This is a genomic window from Diaphorobacter aerolatus, assembly GCF_014489535.1.
GTDB classification, from domain to species: Bacteria; Pseudomonadota; Gammaproteobacteria; order Burkholderiales; family Burkholderiaceae_C; genus Diaphorobacter_A; species Diaphorobacter_A aerolatus.
In genome coordinates this window covers 2,128,330-2,148,155 of the sequence record NZ_CP060783.1, presented here as the reverse complement: position 1 = coordinate 2,148,155, position 19,826 = coordinate 2,128,330, and the positions used below count along the sequence as shown (strand labels likewise).

General features: G+C 64.6%; 18 protein-coding genes and 2 pseudogenes. 12 read left to right on the top strand and 8 right to left on the bottom strand.

Annotated elements, in window-relative coordinates:
• Positions 1 to 79 precede the first annotated feature (79 nt).
• From H9K75_RS09900 to H9K75_RS09885, 4 genes are read left to right on the top strand one after another with little or no spacing between them, the layout of a single operon-like run.
• A complete protein-coding gene (locus tag H9K75_RS09900) occupies positions 80 to 1,000 on the top strand; it encodes a branched-chain amino acid ABC transporter permease (protein WP_187725648.1) in 921 nt (306 codons plus the stop codon).
• A 2-nt stretch (positions 1,001 to 1,002) separates the two neighbouring features.
• On the top strand, positions 1,003 to 2,826 hold the full coding sequence (locus H9K75_RS09895; protein ID WP_187725988.1) for a branched-chain amino acid ABC transporter ATP-binding protein/permease: 1,824 nt from the start codon (positions 1,003 to 1,005) through the stop codon (positions 2,824 to 2,826).
• Positions 2,819 to 3,550, top strand: a complete 732-nt coding sequence (locus H9K75_RS09890) for an ABC transporter ATP-binding protein (protein ID WP_187725647.1) — start codon at positions 2,819 to 2,821, stop codon at positions 3,548 to 3,550. Before H9K75_RS09895 ends, H9K75_RS09890 begins: the two co-directional genes overlap by 8 nt.
• Positions 3,547 to 5,169: a GMC family oxidoreductase gene (locus tag H9K75_RS09885; RefSeq protein WP_187725646.1), complete on the top strand. Its 1,623-nt coding sequence runs from the start codon at positions 3,547 to 3,549 to the stop codon at positions 5,167 to 5,169. The genes H9K75_RS09890 and H9K75_RS09885 overlap by 4 nt, the downstream gene beginning before the upstream one ends.
• A gap of 57 nt (positions 5,170 to 5,226) precedes the next feature.
• Here H9K75_RS09885 and H9K75_RS09880 read toward each other — a convergent pair whose 3' ends face one another.
• Together H9K75_RS09880 and H9K75_RS09875 are read right to left on the bottom strand one after the other, a co-directional pair.
• On the bottom strand, positions 5,227 to 6,867 hold the full coding sequence (locus H9K75_RS09880; RefSeq protein ID WP_187725645.1) for an AMP-binding protein: 1,641 nt from the start codon (positions 6,865 to 6,867) through the stop codon (positions 5,227 to 5,229).
• A gap of 38 nt (positions 6,868 to 6,905) precedes the next feature.
• A complete protein-coding gene (locus H9K75_RS09875) occupies positions 6,906 to 7,574 on the bottom strand; it encodes a glutathione S-transferase family protein (protein ID WP_187725644.1) in 669 nt (222 codons plus the stop codon).
• 250 nt (positions 7,575 to 7,824) lie between these two features.
• Here H9K75_RS09875 and H9K75_RS09870 point away from each other — a divergent pair, with 250 nt between their 5' ends.
• Positions 7,825 to 8,229: a hypothetical protein gene (locus tag H9K75_RS09870; protein ID WP_187725643.1), complete on the top strand. Its 405-nt coding sequence runs from the start codon at positions 7,825 to 7,827 to the stop codon at positions 8,227 to 8,229.
• A 27-nt stretch (positions 8,230 to 8,256) separates the two neighbouring features.
• Here H9K75_RS09870 and rsmI read toward each other — a convergent pair whose 3' ends face one another.
• A complete protein-coding gene (gene rsmI / locus H9K75_RS09865; protein WP_187725642.1) occupies positions 8,257 to 9,198 on the bottom strand; it encodes a 16S rRNA (cytidine(1402)-2'-O)-methyltransferase in 942 nt (313 codons plus the stop codon).
• Between rsmI and H9K75_RS09860 the strand changes: the two genes are divergently transcribed.
• The 3 genes and pseudogenes from H9K75_RS09860 to H9K75_RS09850 all read left to right on the top strand — a co-directional run bounded on the left by H9K75_RS09860 (position 9,197) and on the right by H9K75_RS09850 (position 11,103).
• A complete protein-coding gene (locus H9K75_RS09860) occupies positions 9,197 to 9,619 on the top strand; it encodes a YraN family protein (protein WP_187725641.1) in 423 nt (140 codons plus the stop codon). The genes rsmI and H9K75_RS09860 overlap by 2 nt on opposite strands.
• 97 nt (positions 9,620 to 9,716) lie before the next feature.
• Entirely contained in the window at positions 9,717 to 10,310 is a 594-nt protein-coding gene (locus tag H9K75_RS09855) for an SIS domain-containing protein (RefSeq protein WP_187725640.1), read from the top strand.
• A pseudogene (locus tag H9K75_RS09850) lies at positions 10,310 to 11,103 on the top strand (BON domain-containing protein). Before H9K75_RS09855 ends, H9K75_RS09850 begins: the two are co-directional and overlap by 1 nt.
• Before the next feature lie 71 nt (positions 11,104 to 11,174).
• On the opposite strand, the gene H9K75_RS09845 reads toward H9K75_RS09850, so the two are convergent.
• From H9K75_RS09845 to H9K75_RS09830, 4 genes are all read right to left on the bottom strand, one after another.
• On the bottom strand, positions 11,175 to 12,101 hold the full coding sequence (locus H9K75_RS09845; RefSeq protein WP_187725639.1) for an NAD(P)-dependent oxidoreductase: 927 nt from the start codon (positions 12,099 to 12,101) through the stop codon (positions 11,175 to 11,177).
• A gap of 31 nt (positions 12,102 to 12,132) precedes the next feature.
• On the bottom strand, positions 12,133 to 13,269 hold the full coding sequence (locus tag H9K75_RS09840; protein ID WP_187725638.1) for a PilT/PilU family type 4a pilus ATPase: 1,137 nt from the start codon (positions 13,267 to 13,269) through the stop codon (positions 12,133 to 12,135).
• 109 nt (positions 13,270 to 13,378) lie between these two features.
• The gene (locus H9K75_RS09835; protein ID WP_187725637.1) at positions 13,379 to 14,011 is read right to left on the bottom strand and encodes a cyclic nucleotide-binding domain-containing protein; all 633 of its coding nucleotides are present in this window, start codon (positions 14,009 to 14,011) and stop codon (positions 13,379 to 13,381) included.
• A 59-nt stretch (positions 14,012 to 14,070) separates the two neighbouring features.
• The gene (locus H9K75_RS09830) at positions 14,071 to 15,114 is read right to left on the bottom strand and encodes a type IV pilus twitching motility protein PilT (RefSeq protein ID WP_187725636.1); all 1,044 of its coding nucleotides are present in this window, start codon (positions 15,112 to 15,114) and stop codon (positions 14,071 to 14,073) included.
• A 119-nt stretch (positions 15,115 to 15,233) separates the two neighbouring features.
• Between H9K75_RS09830 and H9K75_RS09825 the strand changes: the two genes are divergently transcribed.
• The 4 genes and pseudogenes from H9K75_RS09825 to H9K75_RS09810 all read left to right on the top strand — a co-directional run bounded on the left by H9K75_RS09825 (position 15,234) and on the right by H9K75_RS09810 (position 19,348).
• Positions 15,234 to 15,953: a YggS family pyridoxal phosphate-dependent enzyme gene (locus H9K75_RS09825; RefSeq protein WP_187725635.1), complete on the top strand. Its 720-nt coding sequence runs from the start codon at positions 15,234 to 15,236 to the stop codon at positions 15,951 to 15,953.
• A gap of 137 nt (positions 15,954 to 16,090) precedes the next feature.
• Positions 16,091 to 17,235 (top strand): annotated as a pseudogene (locus H9K75_RS09820) (aminotransferase class V-fold PLP-dependent enzyme).
• A 245-nt stretch (positions 17,236 to 17,480) separates the two neighbouring features.
• Positions 17,481 to 17,900 carry an FKBP-type peptidyl-prolyl cis-trans isomerase gene (locus H9K75_RS09815; protein ID WP_187725634.1) on the top strand — a complete coding sequence of 140 codons (420 nt, stop codon included), beginning with the start codon at positions 17,481 to 17,483 and terminating at the stop codon, positions 17,898 to 17,900.
• A gap of 110 nt (positions 17,901 to 18,010) precedes the next feature.
• Positions 18,011 to 19,348: a DUF445 domain-containing protein gene (locus H9K75_RS09810; RefSeq protein ID WP_226858633.1), complete on the top strand. Its 1,338-nt coding sequence runs from the start codon at positions 18,011 to 18,013 to the stop codon at positions 19,346 to 19,348.
• Positions 19,349 to 19,367: 19 nt separating this feature from the next.
• On the opposite strand, the gene H9K75_RS23815 is transcribed toward H9K75_RS09810, so the two are convergent.
• Complete coding sequence (locus H9K75_RS23815; RefSeq protein ID WP_226858632.1) at positions 19,368 to 19,643, bottom strand: hypothetical protein; 276 nt, start codon at positions 19,641 to 19,643, stop codon at positions 19,368 to 19,370.
• Positions 19,644 to 19,826: the final 183 nt, after the last annotated feature.

The following is a 19,826-nucleotide window of genomic DNA, read 5'->3' as shown; positions in this document are numbered from 1 at the left end:
TGAAGCAGCAAGGCCTGCCCCGACCACAGGTCGGCAGGCCTTGTCCTTTTGCAGGTTTGTTGCACGTGGGGCAGCGACTATGTTCGATTCGATTCTGCAGGCCGTCTTTAGCGGGCTCGCACTGGGCAGCATCTACGCGCTGGTCGCGGTGGGTTTCAACATCACCTTCAACACCACGAAGACGCTGAACTTCGGTCAGGGCGAGTTTCTGGTCGCGGGCGCGTTCGTGGCGGTGTCCGTGCTGCTGTTGCTCGCGGGCAAGAACATCACCGACACGCTGGTGCCGGCCGACGTCTCCCTGGTGCGCTATGTGCTCAGCCTGATCGCCACCATGGCCGTGCTGGGTCTCTTGGGCGTGGTGCTGTATTACACGGCGGTGCGGCCCTTCGTGGGGCGCGGCGGCATGGCCTGGGTGATGAGCACCATCGGCTTCGGCATCATCATCCAGAACACCGCGCTCGCGATCTGGGGGCCGTCGCCGATGGTGATGCCGTCGCCACTCGGCAGCGATGTGATTCGCATCGGCGGCGCCGGTGTGTTGCCGCAGGAGGTGCTGGTGCTGGTGTGCAGCGTCATCGTGCTGCTCAGTCTCGACTACGTGATGCGGCGCACGCGCATCGGCAAGGCGGTGCGAGCCGTCGCGCAGAGCGGCAGCGCCGCAACGCTCATGGGCATCAATGTGGGGGCCATCGTGGTGCTGGCCTTCGTCATCAGTTCGAGCCTCGCGGGCCTTGCGGGACTGCTGATTGCGCCGATCACCACGGCCTCGGTGTTCATGGGCATGACGCTTGCGCTCAAGGCGTTTTCCTCGGCGATCCTCGGTGGCCTCACGAGTCCGCGCGGCTGCATGCTCGGGGGCTTTCTGCTCGGGCTGATCGAGGCGCTCGTCGGGCTCTGGCAGGCCGAGCTGCGCGAGATCAGCATCTTCGTGCTCATCATCGTGGTGCTCGTCGTCAGACCACAGGGCCTCATGGGCCAGAAGATCGTGGAGAAAGTCTGATGATGAAGGGCGAGCTCAAGCATTACCTGTGGCTGCTGGTGGTGGTGGCGCTGGTGGCCGCCGTGCCGCTCGTGACCAGCAACGATTTCTATCTGCGCATCGTGTTTCTCATCGGCGTGAATTACATCGCTGCGGCGGGCCTGAATGTGCTGGTGAACTACACCGGGCAGAAGTCGCTCGGCCATGCGGGGCTGTTCGCCGTGGGCGCCTACGCCGTGGCGCTACTTACCGCGCGCTGGGGCTGGAATCCGTGGCTTGCCTTCGCGATGGCCGGTGTGCTCGCGGGACTGTTCGGCGTGGTGATCGCGTTGCCCGCGCTGCGCGTGAAAGGGCCGGCGCTGGCGATGGTGACCATCGGCTTTGGCATCGTCGTGGAGAAGATCGTCTCGGAGTGGCAGGATCTGTTTGCGGGCCAGCAGGGCATCTATGGCGTGATCCCGTTGAATTTCGGAGGCCAGATGTTCGGCACCAGGCAATGGGTCTGGTTCGTGTTGATCCTCTGCGTGCTGCTGCACGTGATGTTTCGCTACCTGCTCGCAGGGCGCTTTGGCCGCGCGTTCCTGGCGGTGAACACGGCGGAGGTCGCGGCCGAGAGCGTGGGCGTCAGCGTCTACAAATTCAAGGTGCTGGCCTTCGTGATCAGCGCCTTCACCTGCGGGATTGCCGGTGCGCTGATTGCGCAGCAGAACCAGTACATCAATTCCGATTTCATCACCTTCAATCTGTCGATCTTCTTTCTGCTGATCGTGCTGTTCGGTGGCAACTCGGTCTACGGGCCGCTGCTCGGCGCGGTGGTGCTCACACTGCTGGATTCGCTGCTCTCGCGCTGGCCCGACGTGCAGCATTTCACCTACGGCGCCTTGCTGCTGTTCGCGCTGTACGCCATGCCCAACGGGCTCGCGGGCTTCGTGCGCACGCTGGCGCGCAAGTTCGCGCCGGGCCTTGTGCCCAAAGAGGCGCTGCCCGATGCGCTTCCCGCATGGCAGTTGAAGCGCGCCGCGACCAGCGGCGAGGCGTCGCCGGTGCTGCTCGACGGCAAGGGGCTGTACAAGGCCTACGGCGGCGTGGTGCCGACCAACAACGTCGATATCAGCATCAAGCCCGGCCATGTGCATTCGCTGATCGGCCCGAACGGCGCGGGCAAGACCACGCTGCTCAACATCCTCTCGGGCATCGTCACGCCGGAACGCGGAACGATTCTGCTGGCCGGTCAGAACATCGTCGGTGTGTCGCCCAACAGGATTGCGCGCCTGGGGCTCGGGCGCACCTTCCAGAATCTGCGCCTGTTCAGCGACATGACGGTGCTTGACAACGTGAAGGTCGGCCTGCACTCGCACATCCCTGCGGGGTTTTTCGCGAGCCTGATCGGCGTGGGGAAGGCGCGCAAGGCGGAGCTTGCCGCTCGCGACGAAGCGTTGCAGATCCTCGAACGCCTGCACCTGCGCGACAAGGCGCTCGACATCGCCGGCAGCCTGCCCTACGGGCTGCAGCGCCGCCTCGAACTGGCACGCGCGCTCGCCACGCATCCGCGCCTGCTGCTGCTCGACGAGCCCGCGGCGGGCCTCAACCCGCAGGAGACGCAGGAGCTGATCCAGGTGATCGCGCGCATCCGCGATCTGGGCATCACGGTGCTGCTGATCGAGCATCACATGGATCTGGTGATGGCCGTGTCGGACCACGTGATCGTGCTCGACTACGGCCAGAAGATCGCCGAAGGCACGCCTTCCGAGGTGCAGAACAATCCGCGTGTGATCGCCGCCTATCTGGGCACCGAGGACGAACAGGACGCGCTCGACGACGACATGACCGGAGGCCAGCATGCCTGAACAGACCGCATTGCTGCGCGTGGATTCTCTACAGGTGCATTACGGCGCGGTGCAGGCGCTCAAGGGCGTTTCGCTGCATGTGGATGCGGGCGAGGTGGTCACCATCATCGGTGGCAATGGCGCGGGCAAGAGCACGCTCATGAAGGCGATCTCGGGTCTTGAGCCAGCCGCCGCCGGCAGCATTCAGTTCCAGGGACAGGACATCACGCGCATGGCCGGCCATCTGCGGGTGCCGCTCGGCATCGCGCAGTCGCCCGAGGGCCGGCAGGTGTTTGCCGACCAGACCGTGCACGACAACCTGATTCTCGGCGCATACCACCGCAAGGACGGCGCCGCCGCGATTGCCGCCGACGTCGAGCGGCAGTTCGACGCCTTCCCGCGATTGCGCGAGCGCCGCGAGCAGATGGCGGGCACGATGTCCGGCGGCGAGCAGCAGATGCTGGCCATTGCCCGCGCGCTCATGTCGCGGCCCCGGCTGTTGCTGCTCGACGAGCCTTCGCTGGGCCTTGCGCCATTGATCGTCAAGGAGATCTTTGCCATCGTGCGGCAACTCAAGGCGCAGGGCGTGACCATCCTGCTGGTCGAGCAGATGGCGAATCAGGCGCTGGCCGTGGCCGACCGCGCCTATGTGCTGGAGACTGGCCGCTTCACGCTCGAAGGCAGTGCGGCCGAGCTGCGGCGCGATCCCAAGGTGCGTGCGGCCTATCTCGGAGCGCATGCATGAGCACGCCCGCCGATGACACGTTTTTTGACTACGTGATCGTCGGCAGTGGGGCGGCGGGTGCCATCGTTGCCGCAAGGCTCAGCGAAGATGCGCACGTGAGCGTCTGCGTGCTCGAAGCCGGGCCGCCCGATCACCGTCCGTATCTCAAACTGCCTGCGGGCTTCATCAAGGTGATCTTCAATCCGGCGGTCGCCTGGCAGTTCAGTTCCGAGCCCACGGCACGCACCGGCGGCAGGCGCATTCCGCTGCCGCAAGGCAAGACGCTTGGCGGCTCCACGTCGATCAACGGACTGGTCTACAACCGTGGGCAGCGCGAGGATTTCGATGGCTGGGCCGCGCGCGGCAATCCCGGCTGGTCGTTTGACGAGGTGCTGCCGTACTTTCGGCGCAGCGAGACCTTTGTCGATGGCGGCGACCCCGCGCTGCGCGGCCATGACGGGCCACTGAAGGTCACGCTGCCGCATTGGCCACACCCGGTGTGCGAGGCCTTCCTGCAAGGCGCGGGCGAACTCGGCATGCCGCGCAATCCGGACTACAACGGTGCCTTCCAGCAAGGTGCAGGATATTTTCAGCGCACCATCCACAACGGCTGGCGCATGAGCACCGCCGCCACCTTCCTGCGACCGGCAATGGGTCGCAGCAACCTCAAGGTGGTGACCCATGCCGTTGCCGAGCGCGTGCTGATCGAGCAGGGCAGGGCCAGCGGCGTGGCCTACGCACAGGGCGGTGCCCGGCGCGTGGTGCGCGCACGGCGCGAGGTGATCGTCGCTGCGGGCGCGCTCAATACGCCAAAGCTGCTGCAACTCTCCGGCATCGGCGATGGTGAAAAGTTGCGCGCGCTGGGCATTGCAACGCAGGCGCATCTGCCGGGCGTCGGCCAGCATTTGAAAGACCATTTCTCGATTCGCCTGGTTGCCACGGTACGCAACGCCGTCACGATCAACGAACTCGCACGCGTGCCGCGTCTGTGGGGGCAGGCGCTGGATTGGCTGCGCGGCAAGCCGAATATCCTGGCGCTGAGCCCGTCGGTCGTGCACTGGTTCTGGCAGTCCGAGGCGGGGCTCGCGCGGCCCGATCTGCAGGGTGTGTTCTCGCCCGCCAGTTACCGCGAGGGCTATGTGGGCCAGCTCGATGTCTTTCCGGGCATGACCTGTGGCGTATGGCAGCATCGCCCGAAAAGCGAAGGCACGGTGCAGCTTGCATCGGCCGATCCCGGCGACGCGCCGGTGGTGCAGCCGAACTATCTGGCCGACGAGGGCGACCGCCAGACACTGATTCGCGGCGTGCGCATTGCGCGCTCGCTGCTGCACACGAAGGCGCTGGAGCATTACCGCGTGGCCGAGGTAATGCCCGGGCCGCAGGTGCAGTCGGACGACGAGATTCTCGATTTCATCTACCGCTATGGCGTCTCTTCGTACCACGTCAACGGCACGGCGCGCATGGGGCCGCAGAGCGACGCGCAGGCCGTGGTCGATGCGCAATTGCGCGTGCATGGCGTGCCGAATCTGCGCGTGATCGACGCCTCCGTCATGCCTGAAATCACCTCCGCGAACACCTGCGCGGCGACCATGATGATCGGGGAGAAGGGCGCGGACATGATCCGCCGCTCCGCCGCCTGACGGGCAGGCAATCCGTGCATGGATCGACCGGTGGCTTGCGCCGCGCAGGAAGGCCCCTCATCCGCGCTTTTTTCTCGTCCGCAGATCGCGGATGCCTGCCAGCGCGGTCGGCTCCTGGCCCGCCGCGAGAATCCGGTGCTTCTGGATTTTCTGCGTGCCGGTGGTCGGGATCTCGTCGGTGAACCACCACCAGCCCGGGACCTTGTAGTACGCCATTTCCTTCTGGCAGAAATCGAACAGTTCGCTGCAGATGGCGTCGTCGGCGGGCACGCCGGGCACGAGCACGATGCTGGCCAGCACCTCTTCCTCGCGGATCGCGTCGGGCGCCGCCATCACGGCCACGCCCTGTACCTTGGGATGGGTGAGCAGGATGGCCTCGACCTCGGCCGCCGCGATGTTTTCGCCCGAGCGGCGGATGATGTTCTTGCGCCGGTCCATGAAGTGCAGCAGGCCGTCCGGGTCCTGCACCACCACGTCGCCGGTGTGAAACCAGCCGCCACTCCAAGCCTTCTCGGTGGCGACGGGATCGTCGAGGTATTCGCTGAAGAAGTGCTTGCGCGGCGTCTCGGCCGAGTAGCGCACCAGCATCTCGCCGGGTGTGCCGGACGGAACCGACTCGCCATATTCGTCGGCCACCCGGACTTCGAGCCCGGGCATGCCGCGGCCAAACGAACGTGTGCCGACCTGACGATCACTGGTGTAGTCGGAGATCGTGCGCACCACTTCCGTCATGCCCCACAGTTCGATCAACGGAAAGCCGAAGCGCTGCTCGAATACCGCATGCAGTTGCGGCTCGACGCCCGCGCCGTAGCCAAAGCGCACGACGTGCTGCGTCTCCCACGGCGACGCGGGCTGCTTGAGCAACAGCGGAATGATCACGCCGAGGTAGTGCACGATGGTCGCGCGACTGCTTGCGACCTCTTCCCACCAGCGCGATGGCTGAAAGCGGTCGGTCTGCACCTGACAGCCACCCGAGAGCAGCATGCAGTAGAACGACAGGATCGACGCATTCACATGGAACAGCGGCAGCGGGTTGAAGAGCCGCTCGCGCCCTTCCTGAATCGACACGAAGCCGGGCTGGCTTGCATACCACTTGCCCGCCGCGAGTTCGTAGGCATGTGAGAGCACGCAGCCCTTGGGCTGACCGGTGGTGCCGGAGGTGTAGAGAATGCTCGCGGGCGTGTCGGCGTTCACCGCGCCGGCCTGCGCCGCACGCGCGGCCTTCGGCAACGATGTCAGCGAGCCTGCGGCGCGCTGTTCGTCGAGCGCCACCACGGCGGGTTGGTGCGCGGTGTCTTCGAGCGACTCGCGGATCGATGCGAGCCGCGATGCCAGGCAGACGACGAGATCGGCCTTGGAATGATCGATCAGGTAATTCAATTCGCGTCGACGGTAATCGGGATTGATCGGCACGCAGCAGATGCCCAGCGTGTTGAGCGCGAGCTTGTGCAGCATGTGTTCGGGGCGGCTTTCCAGCAGCAGCGCAACGCGGTGGCCCAGTCCGTAACCCGCGTCGGCATAGACGCGCGCGAGTTCGGCGATCTGCCGGCCCGCATCGCGGTAGCTGATCTCCACGCCCTGCTGCGCATAGCCGCGCTGGGGATTCGCCGGAACGGCCAGCAGGCTGTTGTCCGCATAGCGTTCGACGGCGGCCTGCAAGGCCTCGCCAATCGTGGTGTCGTCGGTCACGGTGATCATGGGGTGGCTCCGCAGTTCGTTGTCGCCGTTGTTGTCGTTCAGGGCCGCAGCAGCGGGGAGGGCGTCGGATCAACGCCTTGCTCGATGGCGGCCTGCCGCTCGATCGCCAGACTCCGTACAAACGCCGGTCGCGCGCGCAGCCGCTGCCAGTAAGCCTGCGTGGCTGGTCCCCATTGCGAGGACATGTCGAGAAATTCCGAGAGCATGAGCGCGTAGCTCACCGCGATGTCGGCGGCGGTGAAGCGCTCGGCGCACAGGTATTCGTGTTGCGACGTGGCGCTCTCGACGGCCCGTAGACGACCGAGAAACCAGCGCGCGTAGTCCTGGGCGACCTGTGGTTGGCGGCGTTCAGGCGGTTCGAAATGCGTGTAGCGCAACACCAGCGTCAGCGGAAAGGTGAGCGTTGCATCGGACATGAACAACCAGTTCAGATAAGCCGCATACGCGGCGTCGCCGGGCGCTACCTTCAAACTTGTGCCGGGCACGAAGTCGCACAGAAACTGGCAGATCGCGCTCGACTCCGTAAGCCGTTGTTCCCCGTCGATCAGCAGCGGCACGGTGCCCAGCGGATTGAGTTCGAGAAAGCTGCGCGCCATCGCACGCGGTGGAAAGGGCAGCATCTTCAATCGGTACGGCAGACCCAATTCCTCCAGTAGCCACAGGACGCGGAACGAACGCGCACTGACGCTGTGATAAAGCTCGATCACTCACCAGTCTCCTTGTCTTTTCTCTTAACACCATCACTGCGAAAGCGGTTTCGACATCGATCAGTAGGTGTGCGATCACTGCATTTTGTAACCTCATACCTGCGACGTTTGATGGGCCGTTGTTGATTTTTATCACGTTACTCGCACACTACATACCTAATGCCATTTCTTGTGCGGGCGTCGTGTTGAATTTCAGTCTGGAAGGGGCTCGTTGCAGCGCCACATCGTTGATACTTGAGGAGTGCCCGTTATGTTCCCTGAAAAAATCGCCAAGTCTCATCTGGTCAAGCTTCACCGGATGCTTGAGGACATCGCCCGAGCCTCCAAGGATTTGGAGGCGCTGCGAGTTGCCTATCAACGCATCGCCGATCAATGCGAGCACGAGCCGCACGGCGTTGCCGGCACGGCGGTCGCGTCCGCGGTGCTCGGACAACCGCAGGCGTCGCGCTGCGCAGAAATCGTCGTCGCCCATTCGGCGCTCAAGCTGGACATCGATGCGGCGCTCATGCGCGGCACGGACGGCAAGCGCGTATGCGCGCTGCTCGAACGTCTGGATGCGCTCGAAGACGAACGTGATGCGCTTGACGCCGAACTGCGCTCCACGGAGCAATCGCTCGTGATGCGTCGGCCTTTCGTCGTGGAAGACCCGCCTTGAAGCGCGTGGGGGCTGATGCCCTGGCCTTCAGGCTTCGTCGCCTGCGCCGGATTCGTGCGGAGCGTCCTTCAGGGCCAGCGCCATGTCGTAGATGCGGTTGCGTGCGCCGCCGGTGATCTGCGCGGTCAGGCGCACGGCGGTCTTCATCGGCAGTTCGGCCAGCAACCATTGCAGAATCTGGCGTTCCTTGGGATCGTCCGCGTCGGCCTGTGGCGCGGCGGGATGTATCACGACGACGAATTCACCACGGCTGTGCTGGCTGTCCGACTTGAGCCAGGCGTGCAGGGCGCTCGCCGGGTGCGTGGTGATCTGCTCGAACTGCTTGCTGATTTCCCGCGCCAGCGTCACCGGCCGCTCGCCCAGCACGGCGAGCGCCCTGGCGACTTCTTCGATGCGGTGCGGCGCTTCGAGCAGCACGACGGCACGCGGCTCGAGCGCCAGCGTGTCGATCACCGAAGCACGTTCGCTCGCCTTGGTGGGCAGAAATCCGGCGAACAGGAAACCCTGCGCATCGGGCGAAACAATGCCTGCCACGCTGATGGCCGTGGTCACGCTGCTCGCGCCCGGCAGCGGGATCGAGCGCAGACCCGCTGCCTGCACGGCGGCGCAAAGCCGCGCGCCCGGGTCGCTCACGCCGGGTGTGCCCGCATCACTCACATACGCGACCCGTTTGCCCTGGCGCAGCAGATCGATCACCTGCGTTGCGCGTTCGGCCTCGTTGTGCTGATGCACGGCGAGCAACTGGCCGCCAGACTTGTCGAGCCCGTAGGCGCGCAGCATCTGCTGCGTGTGGCGCGTGTCCTCGCAGGCGATGGTGTCGGCGATCTGCAGCACATGCAGCGCGCGCAGCGTGATATCCGAGAGATTGCCGATCGGGGTCGCCACCACGTACAGGGCACCCTGCGGATAATGCTGAGCACCGGCTGCATCGCGTGCAGCGTTCAGGGCAGAGGCAAAAGATGTGCTCATGGGATTTCCTGAAAAGAATGAAGGGGCGCGTGGCGCAGACCTCGGCCGAGGCGACGGTCGCCGACCGAACCACGCGTGCCCGGGCATGCGGGCCGAGGATCAGGCGCTCGCACATCTGCGCAGAGCCGGACTGAAACTCGTCAGCCGCAATTATCGAACCCCCGGGCGAGGCGGCGGTGAAATCGACCTGATCATGCGCGAGCCGAGCGGCACGCTGGTCTTTGTCGAGGTGCGCAGCCGGGGATCGGTGGACTATGGCGGCGCGGGCGCGAGCATTGGCGGAGTCAAGCGCCGTCGCATCGTTCTTGCCGCGCGCCATTTCCTGTCGTCGCTGCCCGCGCATCCGCCGTGCCGCTTCGATGTGGTGCTGCTCGACCCGCAACTGGTCTGGCTCAAAGGCGCGTTCGACGCGGGGGATTGAATGCACGAATGAATGAGGCGGATTCGGCCCGGGCTGATACGGATCCCTGCAAATCAGTCACTCGGCATCTCACCGGGCAAAGTATCATCGGCAGTCCATGCTTGAGCAACGAATCCAACAACATTTCATCGACAGCGCCGACGTCAAGTACCAGGCGGCGCAGGCCCTGAGCGACCCCATCGACTCGGCGGTTCAGTCCTTGCTCGCCTGTGTGACCAATGGCTCCAAGGTGCTGGCATGCGGCGCGGGCCTCTCGTCTGCCCAGGCGCTGCAGTTCGCGATGATGTGCGTGGCAGGCTTCGAGCGCGAGCGCCCGGAACTGGCGGCGATTGCCCTGTCGGCCGACGCCGGATGGTCCGGAAGCCTCGGGCAGTCGTTTGAAGTCGGCGCGTTTGCGCGGCAGGTGCGCGCGCTGGGCGCGGCCGGAGACGTGCTGCTGGTGCTGTGCGTCAATGGCGACGAGCCGGCGCTGCTCGAAGCCGTGCTCGCCGCCCACGAGCGCGACATGTCGGTGATTGCGCTATGCGCGCGGGATTCCGGCGCAATGGGCGGCGTGATGCGCGAGACCGACGTGCAGATCTGCGTGCCGCACGAGCGCGCCGCCCGCGTGCGCGAGGTGCACTTGCTCATACTGCACTGTCTGTGCGACGGTGTGGATACACAGTTACTTGGTGAACAGGAGATGCTTTGATGAAATTCCCTCATGCCCGTACCACGTGCACCGTGCTGGCCGCAACGTTGCTCGCCGCCGGACTGACCACGGCCTGCGCCCCGTGGTGCTCGGTGGTGGCGCGGTGATGGGCACGCTCATGGCCACGGATCGCCGCACCACCGGCACCCAGGTCGAGGACGAAGCCATCGAGAACAAGGTCTCCGGTCGCCTCAAGGACTCGATGAACGGTCGCGGCCATTTCAACGTCACGAGCTACAACCGCCAGGTGCTGCTCACCGGCGAAGTGCCCACCGTCGAGGAAAGCCAGAAGGCCGAGAAGGAGGCCGCCGCCGTCGAGAACGTGAAATCGGTGGTCAACGAACTCGGCGTGATGGCGAACTCGGGCTTTTCCCAGCGCTCGCGCGACACGCTGATCACCGGCAAGGTCAAGGCCAGCCTGCTCGATGCCAAGGACCTGTCGGCCAACGTCTTCAAGGTCGTGACCGAGCGCGACGTGGTCTATCTGATGGGCCGCGTCACCCCGCGTGAAGCCAAGCGCGCGGCGGAAATCGCGCGCGGCGTGGACAACGTGCGCAAGGTGGTGCGCGTGTTCGAGGTGGTTCCTGAAGAGGAACTGGCCAACTACAGCAAGCAGCAGTCGGCGCCTGCGGTGCAGGATGCGGGAACGTCGACAGCCCCTGCCGCGACGCCTGCGCCGGCAGCACTGGCTCCCGCGCCTTCAGCGGAGTCGGCGCCGCCACCGGCGCTGCCATCTCGCTCGGAGATTCAGGGCACTCCCCTGCCGCCCGTGCAGACGGCACCCGTGCGTTGAACGAAAGCCCATAAAGAAAAACCGGGCCGAACGAAATGTTCGGGCCGGTTTTTTTGTTCGTTCGGTGAGGGTTATTTGCCGGGTTTGCGCAGTCGCGTGATCAGGCTCGAGGTATCGAAGCGGCTGCCGCCCGCCTGCTGCACGTCGCCATAGAACTGATCGACCAGCGCCGTGACCGGCACGCGCGCGCCGTTGCGCTTGGCTTCGTCCAGCACCAGACCCAGATCCTTGCGCATCCAGTCCACCGCGAAGCCGAAGTCGAACTTGCCCGCCACCATGGTCTTGCCGCGATTTTCCATCTGCCAGCTCTGCGCCGCGCCCTTGCTGATGACGTCGAGCACGGTATTCATGTCGAGTTCGGCCTGCTGGCCGAATGCGATGGCTTCGGACAAGCCTTGTACCAGCCCCGCGATGCAGATCTGGTTGACCATCTTCGCGAGCTGGCCCGCGCCGCTCTCGCCGATGCGCGTGAACGCACGCGAGAACGCCATGGCGATCGGTGTCACGGCGTCGAACGCGGCCTGATCGCCGCCGCACATCACCGTGAGCATGCCGTTCTGCGCACCGGCCTGACCGCCCGAGACCGGCGCGTCGATGAATGCAAGGCCCTGCTTCGCTGCCAGTGCGTGCAGCTCGCGCGCGACCTGTGCCGAAGCGGTGGTGTGATCCGCGAAGATCGCGCCGTTTTTCATCCCGGCAAAAGCGCCGTCGGCACCGAGCACGACCGAGCGCAGATCGTCGTCATTGCCGACGCAGCAGAACACGATGTCGGCATCCTTGACCGCCTCGTTCGGCGTCGCGCCGAAGCTGCCACCGAATTCCGCAGTCCAGGCCTGGGCCTTGGCCGCCGTACGGTTGAACACCGATACCTGATGTCCGGCCTTGGCAAGGTGGCCTGCCATCGGATAGCCCATGACGCCGAGGCCCAGAAAGGCGACCTTGCGTGCGGGCGTGGATTCGTAGGGACGTGGATTGATGCTGCTGCTAATACTGCTCATTCAGAAATTCTCCGATGCGTGTTCCTGGCGCTCAAACGATGGCGAAGTGTTCGGTGCCCGCCGACAGGTCCGTGGTCTTGGCGCGCTGGCTGCTCAGCTTGATCTGCAGGCGCAGGTCGTTGACCGAGTCAGCATTCCTGAGCGCGTCTTCGTAGGTGATCATGTTGGCCTCGAACAGGTCGAACAGCGCCTGATCGAAGGTCTGCATGCCGAGATTGCGGCTCTTCTTCATGATCTCCTTGATCTCGGCGACCTCGCCCTTGAAGATCAGATCGGCGATCAGCGGCGAGTTCAACATGATCTCCACGGCCGCGGCGCGGCCCTTGGTGTCTTGCTTGGGAATCAGGCGCTGCGAGACCAGCGCGCGCAGGTTCAGCGACAGGTCCATCAGCAGTTGCGCGCGGCGTTCTTCGGGGAAGAAGTTGATGATGCGATCCAGCGCCTGGTTGGCGCTGTTGGCGTGCAGCGTGGCGAGGCACAGGTGACCGGTTTCGGCAAAGGCCACGGCGTGTTCCATGGTTTCGCGATCACGGATTTCGCCCATCAGGATGACGTCGGGCGCCTGGCGCAGCGTGTTCTTGAGCGCCGCTTCCCAACTGTCGGTATCCAGTCCCACCTCGCGCTGCGTGACCACGCAGTTCTTGTGCGGATGCACGAATTCCACCGGGTCTTCAACCGTGATGATGTGGCCGAACGAGTTCTCGTTGCGCCAGTCGAGCATGGCGGCCAGCGTCGTTGATTTGCCCGAGCCGGTCGCGCCCACCAGAATGCACAGCCCGCGCTTGGACATCGTGACTTCCTTGAGGATCTGCGGCACGCCGAGACCGTCAATCGTCGGCAGCGTGAGCGGAATCGTACGCAGCACCAGACCGACGCGGCCCTGTTGCACGAAGGCGTTCACACGGAAGCGGCCGATGCCCGCGGGCGAGATCGCGAAGTTGCACTCCTTGGTGCGCTCGAAATCCGCAATCTGCTTGTCGCTCATGATCGAGCGGGCGAGGATCAGCGTGTGCGCGGGCGTGAGTGGCTGTGGCGACACCTTGGTGACCTTGCCGTCCACCTTGATGGCGGGCGGGAATTCGGCGGTGATGAACAGGTCACTGCCACCGCGGCTGACCATCAGACGAAGCAGATCGTTGATGAATTTACTGGCCTGATCGCGTTCCATTTGAATCCTCTTGGTCTCCCGGTAGGCCCGAGGGCGGGTCGCTAACGGTGTTTGTGGGTGGTTGCAGGGTAGAGCGGCTGGCTATCGAAGATGGCCAGCCGTTCAAGTTTCATCCATTCGGATTGTCGCTGAGGCGCGAGCTGACCACGCGCAGGCGCAGCGACAATTTGCGCGCCAGCAATGCAATCAGCGCGGCGGCGAGCGGCGCGTCCTGGGCCATCATCTCGTCGATGGCGTCGGCGCTGAGCACGGCGATCTCGCAGTCGGTGAGCGTCGTGCAGGTGGAAAAGCGGATGCCGCTGTCCAGCAGCGACATTTCGCCCAGGATGTCGCCGGGCCGGGTCTCGGCCAGCCGCAGGTGCTCGCCCCAGGGCTGGCGCCGATCCACGCCGATGCTGCCCGTGAGCAGCACGACCATGAACGTGCCGTATTCGTCCTGGCGGATCAGGTCGCGGCCCGGCGGCACCGACGCGAACGCGAAAAAGCGCTGCATGCGCTCCAGCGCGTCCTTGCTCAGGTGCGACATGTACTGGTCTTTTTCCCAGACCGACTCCAGCAGCTTGCCGCCGCGGCTCTTGGGAACGCGCTGGGCCACCACCTCGACGGCGCGTGCCTCCCAGGGAGCGGCGGATTTGCCCGCACTCTTGCCCATGGAAAACGCGGTCGTGAAAAGAGTCGACTCGGCAATCTCCCTGCCCTCCTTGGGGCTCTTGGGTTTGAGCAGGTCGAAGATGCCTTTCATCGGGGTCTTCCTGTACCGGCGCGCATTGCCTGTGCCGGTGTGGAGTTGGTACTAGCGCATCATCCGGGGAAATTTTCCGGAATCTTGGCCTTGCTGCGGGCTTCGGCTGGGCTGATGATGTTGCGGCGCACCAGATCGGTCAAGTTCTGATCCAGCGTCTGCATGCCCACGTTGTTGCTGGTCTGGATGGTGGAATACATCTGCGCGACCTTGGCCTCGCGGATCAGGTTGCGGATCGCGCTGGTACCCAGCATGATTTCGTGCGCCGCCACGCGGCCCTGGCCGTCCTTGGTCTTGCACAGCGTCTGCGAGATCACGGCCTGCAGCGACTCGGAGAGCATCGCGCGGACCATTTCCTTTTCTTCGGCGGGGAACACGTCGATGATCCGGTCGATGGTCTTGGCGGCGCTCGATGTGTGCAGCGTGCCGAACACCAGGTGGCCGGTTTCGGCGGCGGTCATCGCGAGGCGAATGGTTTCCAGATCGCGCATTTCGCCGACCAGAATCGCGTCCGGGTCTTCACGCAGGGCGGATTTCAGCGCGGCCGCGAAGGACAGCGTCATCGGGCCGACTTCGCGCTGGTTGACCAGACATTTCTTGGATTCGTGCACGAATTCGATCGGGTCTTCCACCGTGAGGATGTGGCCGTATTCGGTTTCGTTCAGGAAGTTGACCATCGCGGCGAGCGTGGTGGACTTGCCCGAGCCGGTGGGGCCGGTCACCAGCACGAGGCCGCGTGGCTTCAGCGACAGATCGGCAAAGATCTTGGGCGCATTGAGCTGCTCCAGCGTCAGGATCTTGCTCGGAATCGTCCGGAACACCGCCGCGGCGCCGCGGTTCTGGTTGAAGGCGTTCACCCGGAAACGCGCCAGGCCTTCGATCTCGAACGAGAAATCGACCTCGAGGAATTCCTCGTAGGTCTTGCGCTGGGCATCGCTCATGATGTCGTAGACCATGCCGTGCACGGTCTTGTGGTCGAGCGCGTCCACGTTGATGCGGCGCACGTCGCCGTGCACACGGATCATGGGCGGCAGACCTGCCGAGAGGTGCAGGTCGGATGCTTTGTTCTTGACGCTGAATGCCAGCAGTTGGGTGATATCCACGGGATCCCTCAGATCGTTTGATACGCTTGGAGTCTTGTTTCCAAACAGATCGACAGGTTACGTTTGTTTGACTTGAACCGCTAGTCGGATCGACCGAAACTGACTCTTGAACGAACATTATGACGACGATTTCCAACAATCTCCATCGCGTGCGCGAGCAGATCGCAAACGCCTGTGAACGGGCCGGGCGTCCGGTGGCAGACGTGGGCCTGCTGGCGGTCTCCAAGACCTTTGCCGCTGCCGCCGTGCGCGAGGCGGCCGAGGCGGGGCAGCGCCGCTTTGGCGAGAACTACATTCAGGAGGCGGTCGAGAAGATGACCGAGGTGGCGGGATTCGGCCTGCCCGAGCGGCTCGAATGGCATTGCATCGGACCGATCCAGAGCAACAAGACGCGCCTCGTGGCCGAGCATTTCGACTGGGCGCACACGGTCGATCGCCTGAAGATCGCCCAGCGCCTGTCCGAGCAGCGGCCCGAAAGCCTGCCGCCGCTCATGGTCTGCATTCAGGTGAACATCGACGGCGGCGCAAACAAGTCCGGCGTCGCGCCGCAAGAGGCCGCCGAACTGGCGCGGGCCGCCGCGGCGCTGCCGCGCATCGTGGTGCGCGGGCTCATGTGCATTCCCGAGCCAGCCGACGGTTTTGATGCCCAGCTTGCGGTGCATCGGCGCGCAAGGCAATTGTTCGACGAGATGGCGGCGCAGCGGATTCCGGGCCTCGACGGCTTCGACACGCTCTCCATGGGCATGACCGACGATCTGGCCGCCGCCGTGGCTGCCGGCAGCACGCTGGTGCGTGTGGGCAGCGGCATCTTCGGCAGGCGCCAGACCGCCGCGCGATGACGCGCGGATGTGCGTGCTAAGCTGTATTTCTATCGAAAAGATAACCGTAGAACATACCCGTGTTTCTTGGCTGAACGGGCTCGCGGCGGACGCTTTGTGTGAATGCTGACCGCGAGCCCATAACTGGAGATATACCGATGCCCGGATTGCTGCCCGATGTGGATCCCGATGGTCTGATGGAGTTTTCGGTGGTCTACACCGACCGCGCGCTCAACCACATGTCCAGGAAGTTTGTTGGCGTGGTGCAGGACATTCTCGGCACCCTCAAGCAGGTCTACAACGCCCACACCGCCGTGCTCATCCCGGGCAGCGGCACCTTCGGCATGGAGGCCGTCGCGCGCCAGTTCGCCAACCGCGAGAAGGTGCTGATCGTGCGCAATGGCTGGTTCAGCTACCGCTGGACGCAGATTTTCGATGAAGGCGCCCTGGGTGGCGGCTCCATCGTCTGCAAGGCCCGCAAGCAGGGCGAGGGCCCGCAGGACCCCTGGGCGCCAGCGCTGGCCGCCGACGTGGCCGAAACCATCCGCATCGAGCAGCCCCGGGTCGTCTTCGCTCCGCACGTCGAGACCGCCAGCGGCATCATGCTGCCCGATGAATACATCAAGACCATCGCCGACGCCGCGCACGACGTCGGCGCGCTCATGGTGCTCGACTGCGTGGCCTCCGGCGCGATCTGGGTGGACATGCAGAAGACCGGTGTTGACATACTCATCAGCGCGCCGCAAAAAGGCTGGAGCAGCACGCCCTGCTGCGCGATGGTGATGCTCTCCGAGCGCGCGCGCCAGGCCATCGAGCCCACGCAAAGCTCCAGCTTCTCGTGCGACCTGAAGAAGTGGATGACCATCGCCGAGGGCTACGAAAAAGGCCAGCACGCCTATCACACGACCATGCCGACCGACGCGCTCGTGCAGTTGCGCGACGTGATGCTCGAAACCCGCGACTACGGCTTCGCCAAGGTGCGCGACGAACAGATCGAACTCGGTGCCAAGGTGCGAAAACTGCTCGAATCGCGCGGTTTCCCCAGCGTGGCGGCCGAGGGCTTCAAGGCCCCGGCGTGGTGGTGAGCTACACCACCAACCCCGACATCCAGTCCGGCAAGGCCTTCGTCGCCGTCGGAGTCCAGGCCGCATCCGGCGTGCCGCTGCAATGCGACGAAGGCCCGGACTTCAAGACCTTCCGCATCGGCTTGTTCGGCCTCGAAAAATGGCACAACGTGGATCGCACGGTGGGTTATCTTTCGAAGGCTCTGGATGCGATGGGGATTGCGGCTGGCAAAGGGTGATTGCTGCACCGTCACCCACCCTCGCCACGAGCGGCACGAGCGAAGCAAAGTGCCGAACCCACCTCTGCGCATTCCACTGACTCGCGGCGGTTGTCCGAACGGAGCTACGAAGTAGCGAAGTGAGTTCCGCCGCGTGACTTCCAAGCGCGTTTTTGATTACTTTTTGCGCGCAAGCAAAAAGTGATTGCCCCGCCGGGGCAGTCCCGGCCTCCGCTATCAACCAAACCACCTCCACCAAAAACCCGATGAAAAACATCCTCCGCCTGGCAACCACAGCCACCCTGGCCCTCGCTGCGGCCACAGCAGCCCAAGCCGCCGACCCCGTCACCACCACCTCCGGCCTCATCTACGAAAGCCTCAAGGAAGGCTCCGGCCCCACCCCCAAGTCCACGGACACGGTCCGCGTCCACTACCGCGGCTGGTTCCCGGAATCCGGCAAGGAGTTCGACAGCTCCATCAAGCGCGGCCAGTCCATCGACTTTCCGCTCAACGGCGTGATCCCGTGCTGGACCGAAGGCGTGCAGAAGATGAAGGTCGGCGGCAAGGCCAAGCTCACCTGTCCGGCCAGCATCGCCTACGGCGCGCGCGGCGCGGGCGGCGGCCTGATTCCGCCGAACGCCACGCTGAACTTTGAAGTCGAACTGCTGGCGATCAACGGCAAATAGCTGTAGCGCGGGCAGCGGCAGTAGTCGGTCGCCCCGCAGACGGGCGTACGCGTTCATCTCCTACAGCGTGAGGCATGATTTCACGCGCCTGTCGGGCTATGCTTGTGCGTATGCAAATGCTTCCGCTGGAGGATCTGGATTCGCCGGGTGTCAGCGCCGCCACGGCAGCCCGTGCGGCGCATTTGTCACGTGCCAAGGCGCAGGCCACGGGCCTGTTCGTTGCCGTGGTCGTGGTGTTCGCGTTGACCTATGCGTTTCCGCAGAATCTCTGGGTCGAATGCATCCGCGCCATGTCCGAGGCCGCCATGGTCGGTGCGCTCGCCGACTGGTTTGCCGTCTCGGCGCTGTTCAAGCGCATTCCGCTGCCGTATCTCTCGCGGCACACCAACATCATCGCGCGCAACAAGGACCGCATCGGCGACAACCTGTCGGCCTTCGTGCGCGACCGCTTTCTCGATGCGCCGTCGCTCGTGACGATGATCCGCAGGCATGACCCGGCGGACATGCTCGCGCAGTGGCTGACCTCGCCCGCCAACGCCGGTCTGCTCGGCAAGCAGGTATCGCGCTTGCTGGCGACGGCGCTCGACACCGTGGAAGACGACAAGATCCAGGAATTGCTGAACCGCGCGGCCAAGGCGCTGATCGGGCAGCTCGACATCTCGCGCACCATGGCCGCAGCGCTGGGTGCGTTCACCCATGAACGCCGCCACCAGGTGCTGCTCGACGATCTGCTGGTGCGGCTGAATACCTTGCTGCAGACGCCCGACACGCGCAGCTTCATCGCGCAGACGCTGGTCAACTGGATCAAACGCGAGCATCCGCTCAAGCAGAAGGTGCTGCCGACGGATTGGCTCAGCGGCAAGGGTGCTTCGGCGATCTCGCATGCCGTGGAGACGTTGCTGGTCGAGGTCGCCAAGGACCCCAACCACCAGTTGCGCGACGCCCTCGATCTGGGCATAAAGCGCCTGATCGAGCGCATGCAGGAGGATCCGGACTGGGAGCAGCGCGGCGAGCAAATCCGCATCTATCTGCAGAATGACGAGGCGCTTGGCTCCTACGTGCACGAAATCTGGGCCGACCTGCGCGGCAGGCTGCGCAGCGATTTGCAGGACGAGGATTCCGCGATTGCGCGCAACGTTTCGCAGATGGGCAAGTGGCTGGGCATGTCACTCGTGGGCGATGCGGCGCTGCGCCACCGGCTCAACGTGCGGCTCGAACTCTGGGCCGCGCAATGGGCACCCGATGTGGCGCAATCGGTCGCCGAGCACATCCGCGCGACCGTCGAGCGCTGGGATGCGCTGGAGATGGCCGAACTGATCGAGCAACACATCGGCAGCGACCTGCAATACATCCGCATCAACGGCACGATCGTGGGCGGCCTGATCGGTCTGGTGCTGTTCGTGATCTCGCACGCCACGATCATCTGGGCCATGCTCACGCGGCAGTGAGACGACGGGCAACGGGACTTCAGTCCGTCGCTTCAGGATCGCCCGTGGACTGCACATTGTTCTCGCCATGCCCTTCGAGCTTGGCGTCACCGTCGAGCAAATGCCTGGCCAGTTGCTGCCAGGCCTCTGCCTCTTCGGGGTGTCCCGAGTAGTGATAGCAGGTGGCGACCGCCATCGCCAGACGGCCATTCTCAGGCGTCAGATCGAAGGCCAGTTCGGCCTGCGCTGCGGCGTTTTCCCACATGATTCTGGCGTTGTCCGAGCCTTCCTTTTGCAGCGCGTGCGCCTCGGCCATCCAGGCCTGTGCGAGCTTAAACGCGGCCTCGGGCTCGTCGCGGTCGGCCTTGTGGGCCAGATAGTATTGCTTGCCCGCTTCCTGCCACAGAGCGCGGGCCTGTTTGAAGTCGGCGGTCGCGACGGTCTGTGCCTGAGCGACAAGCGCGTTGCCCGCCTGCAGATGGGACTGGTAGTCGCCCGG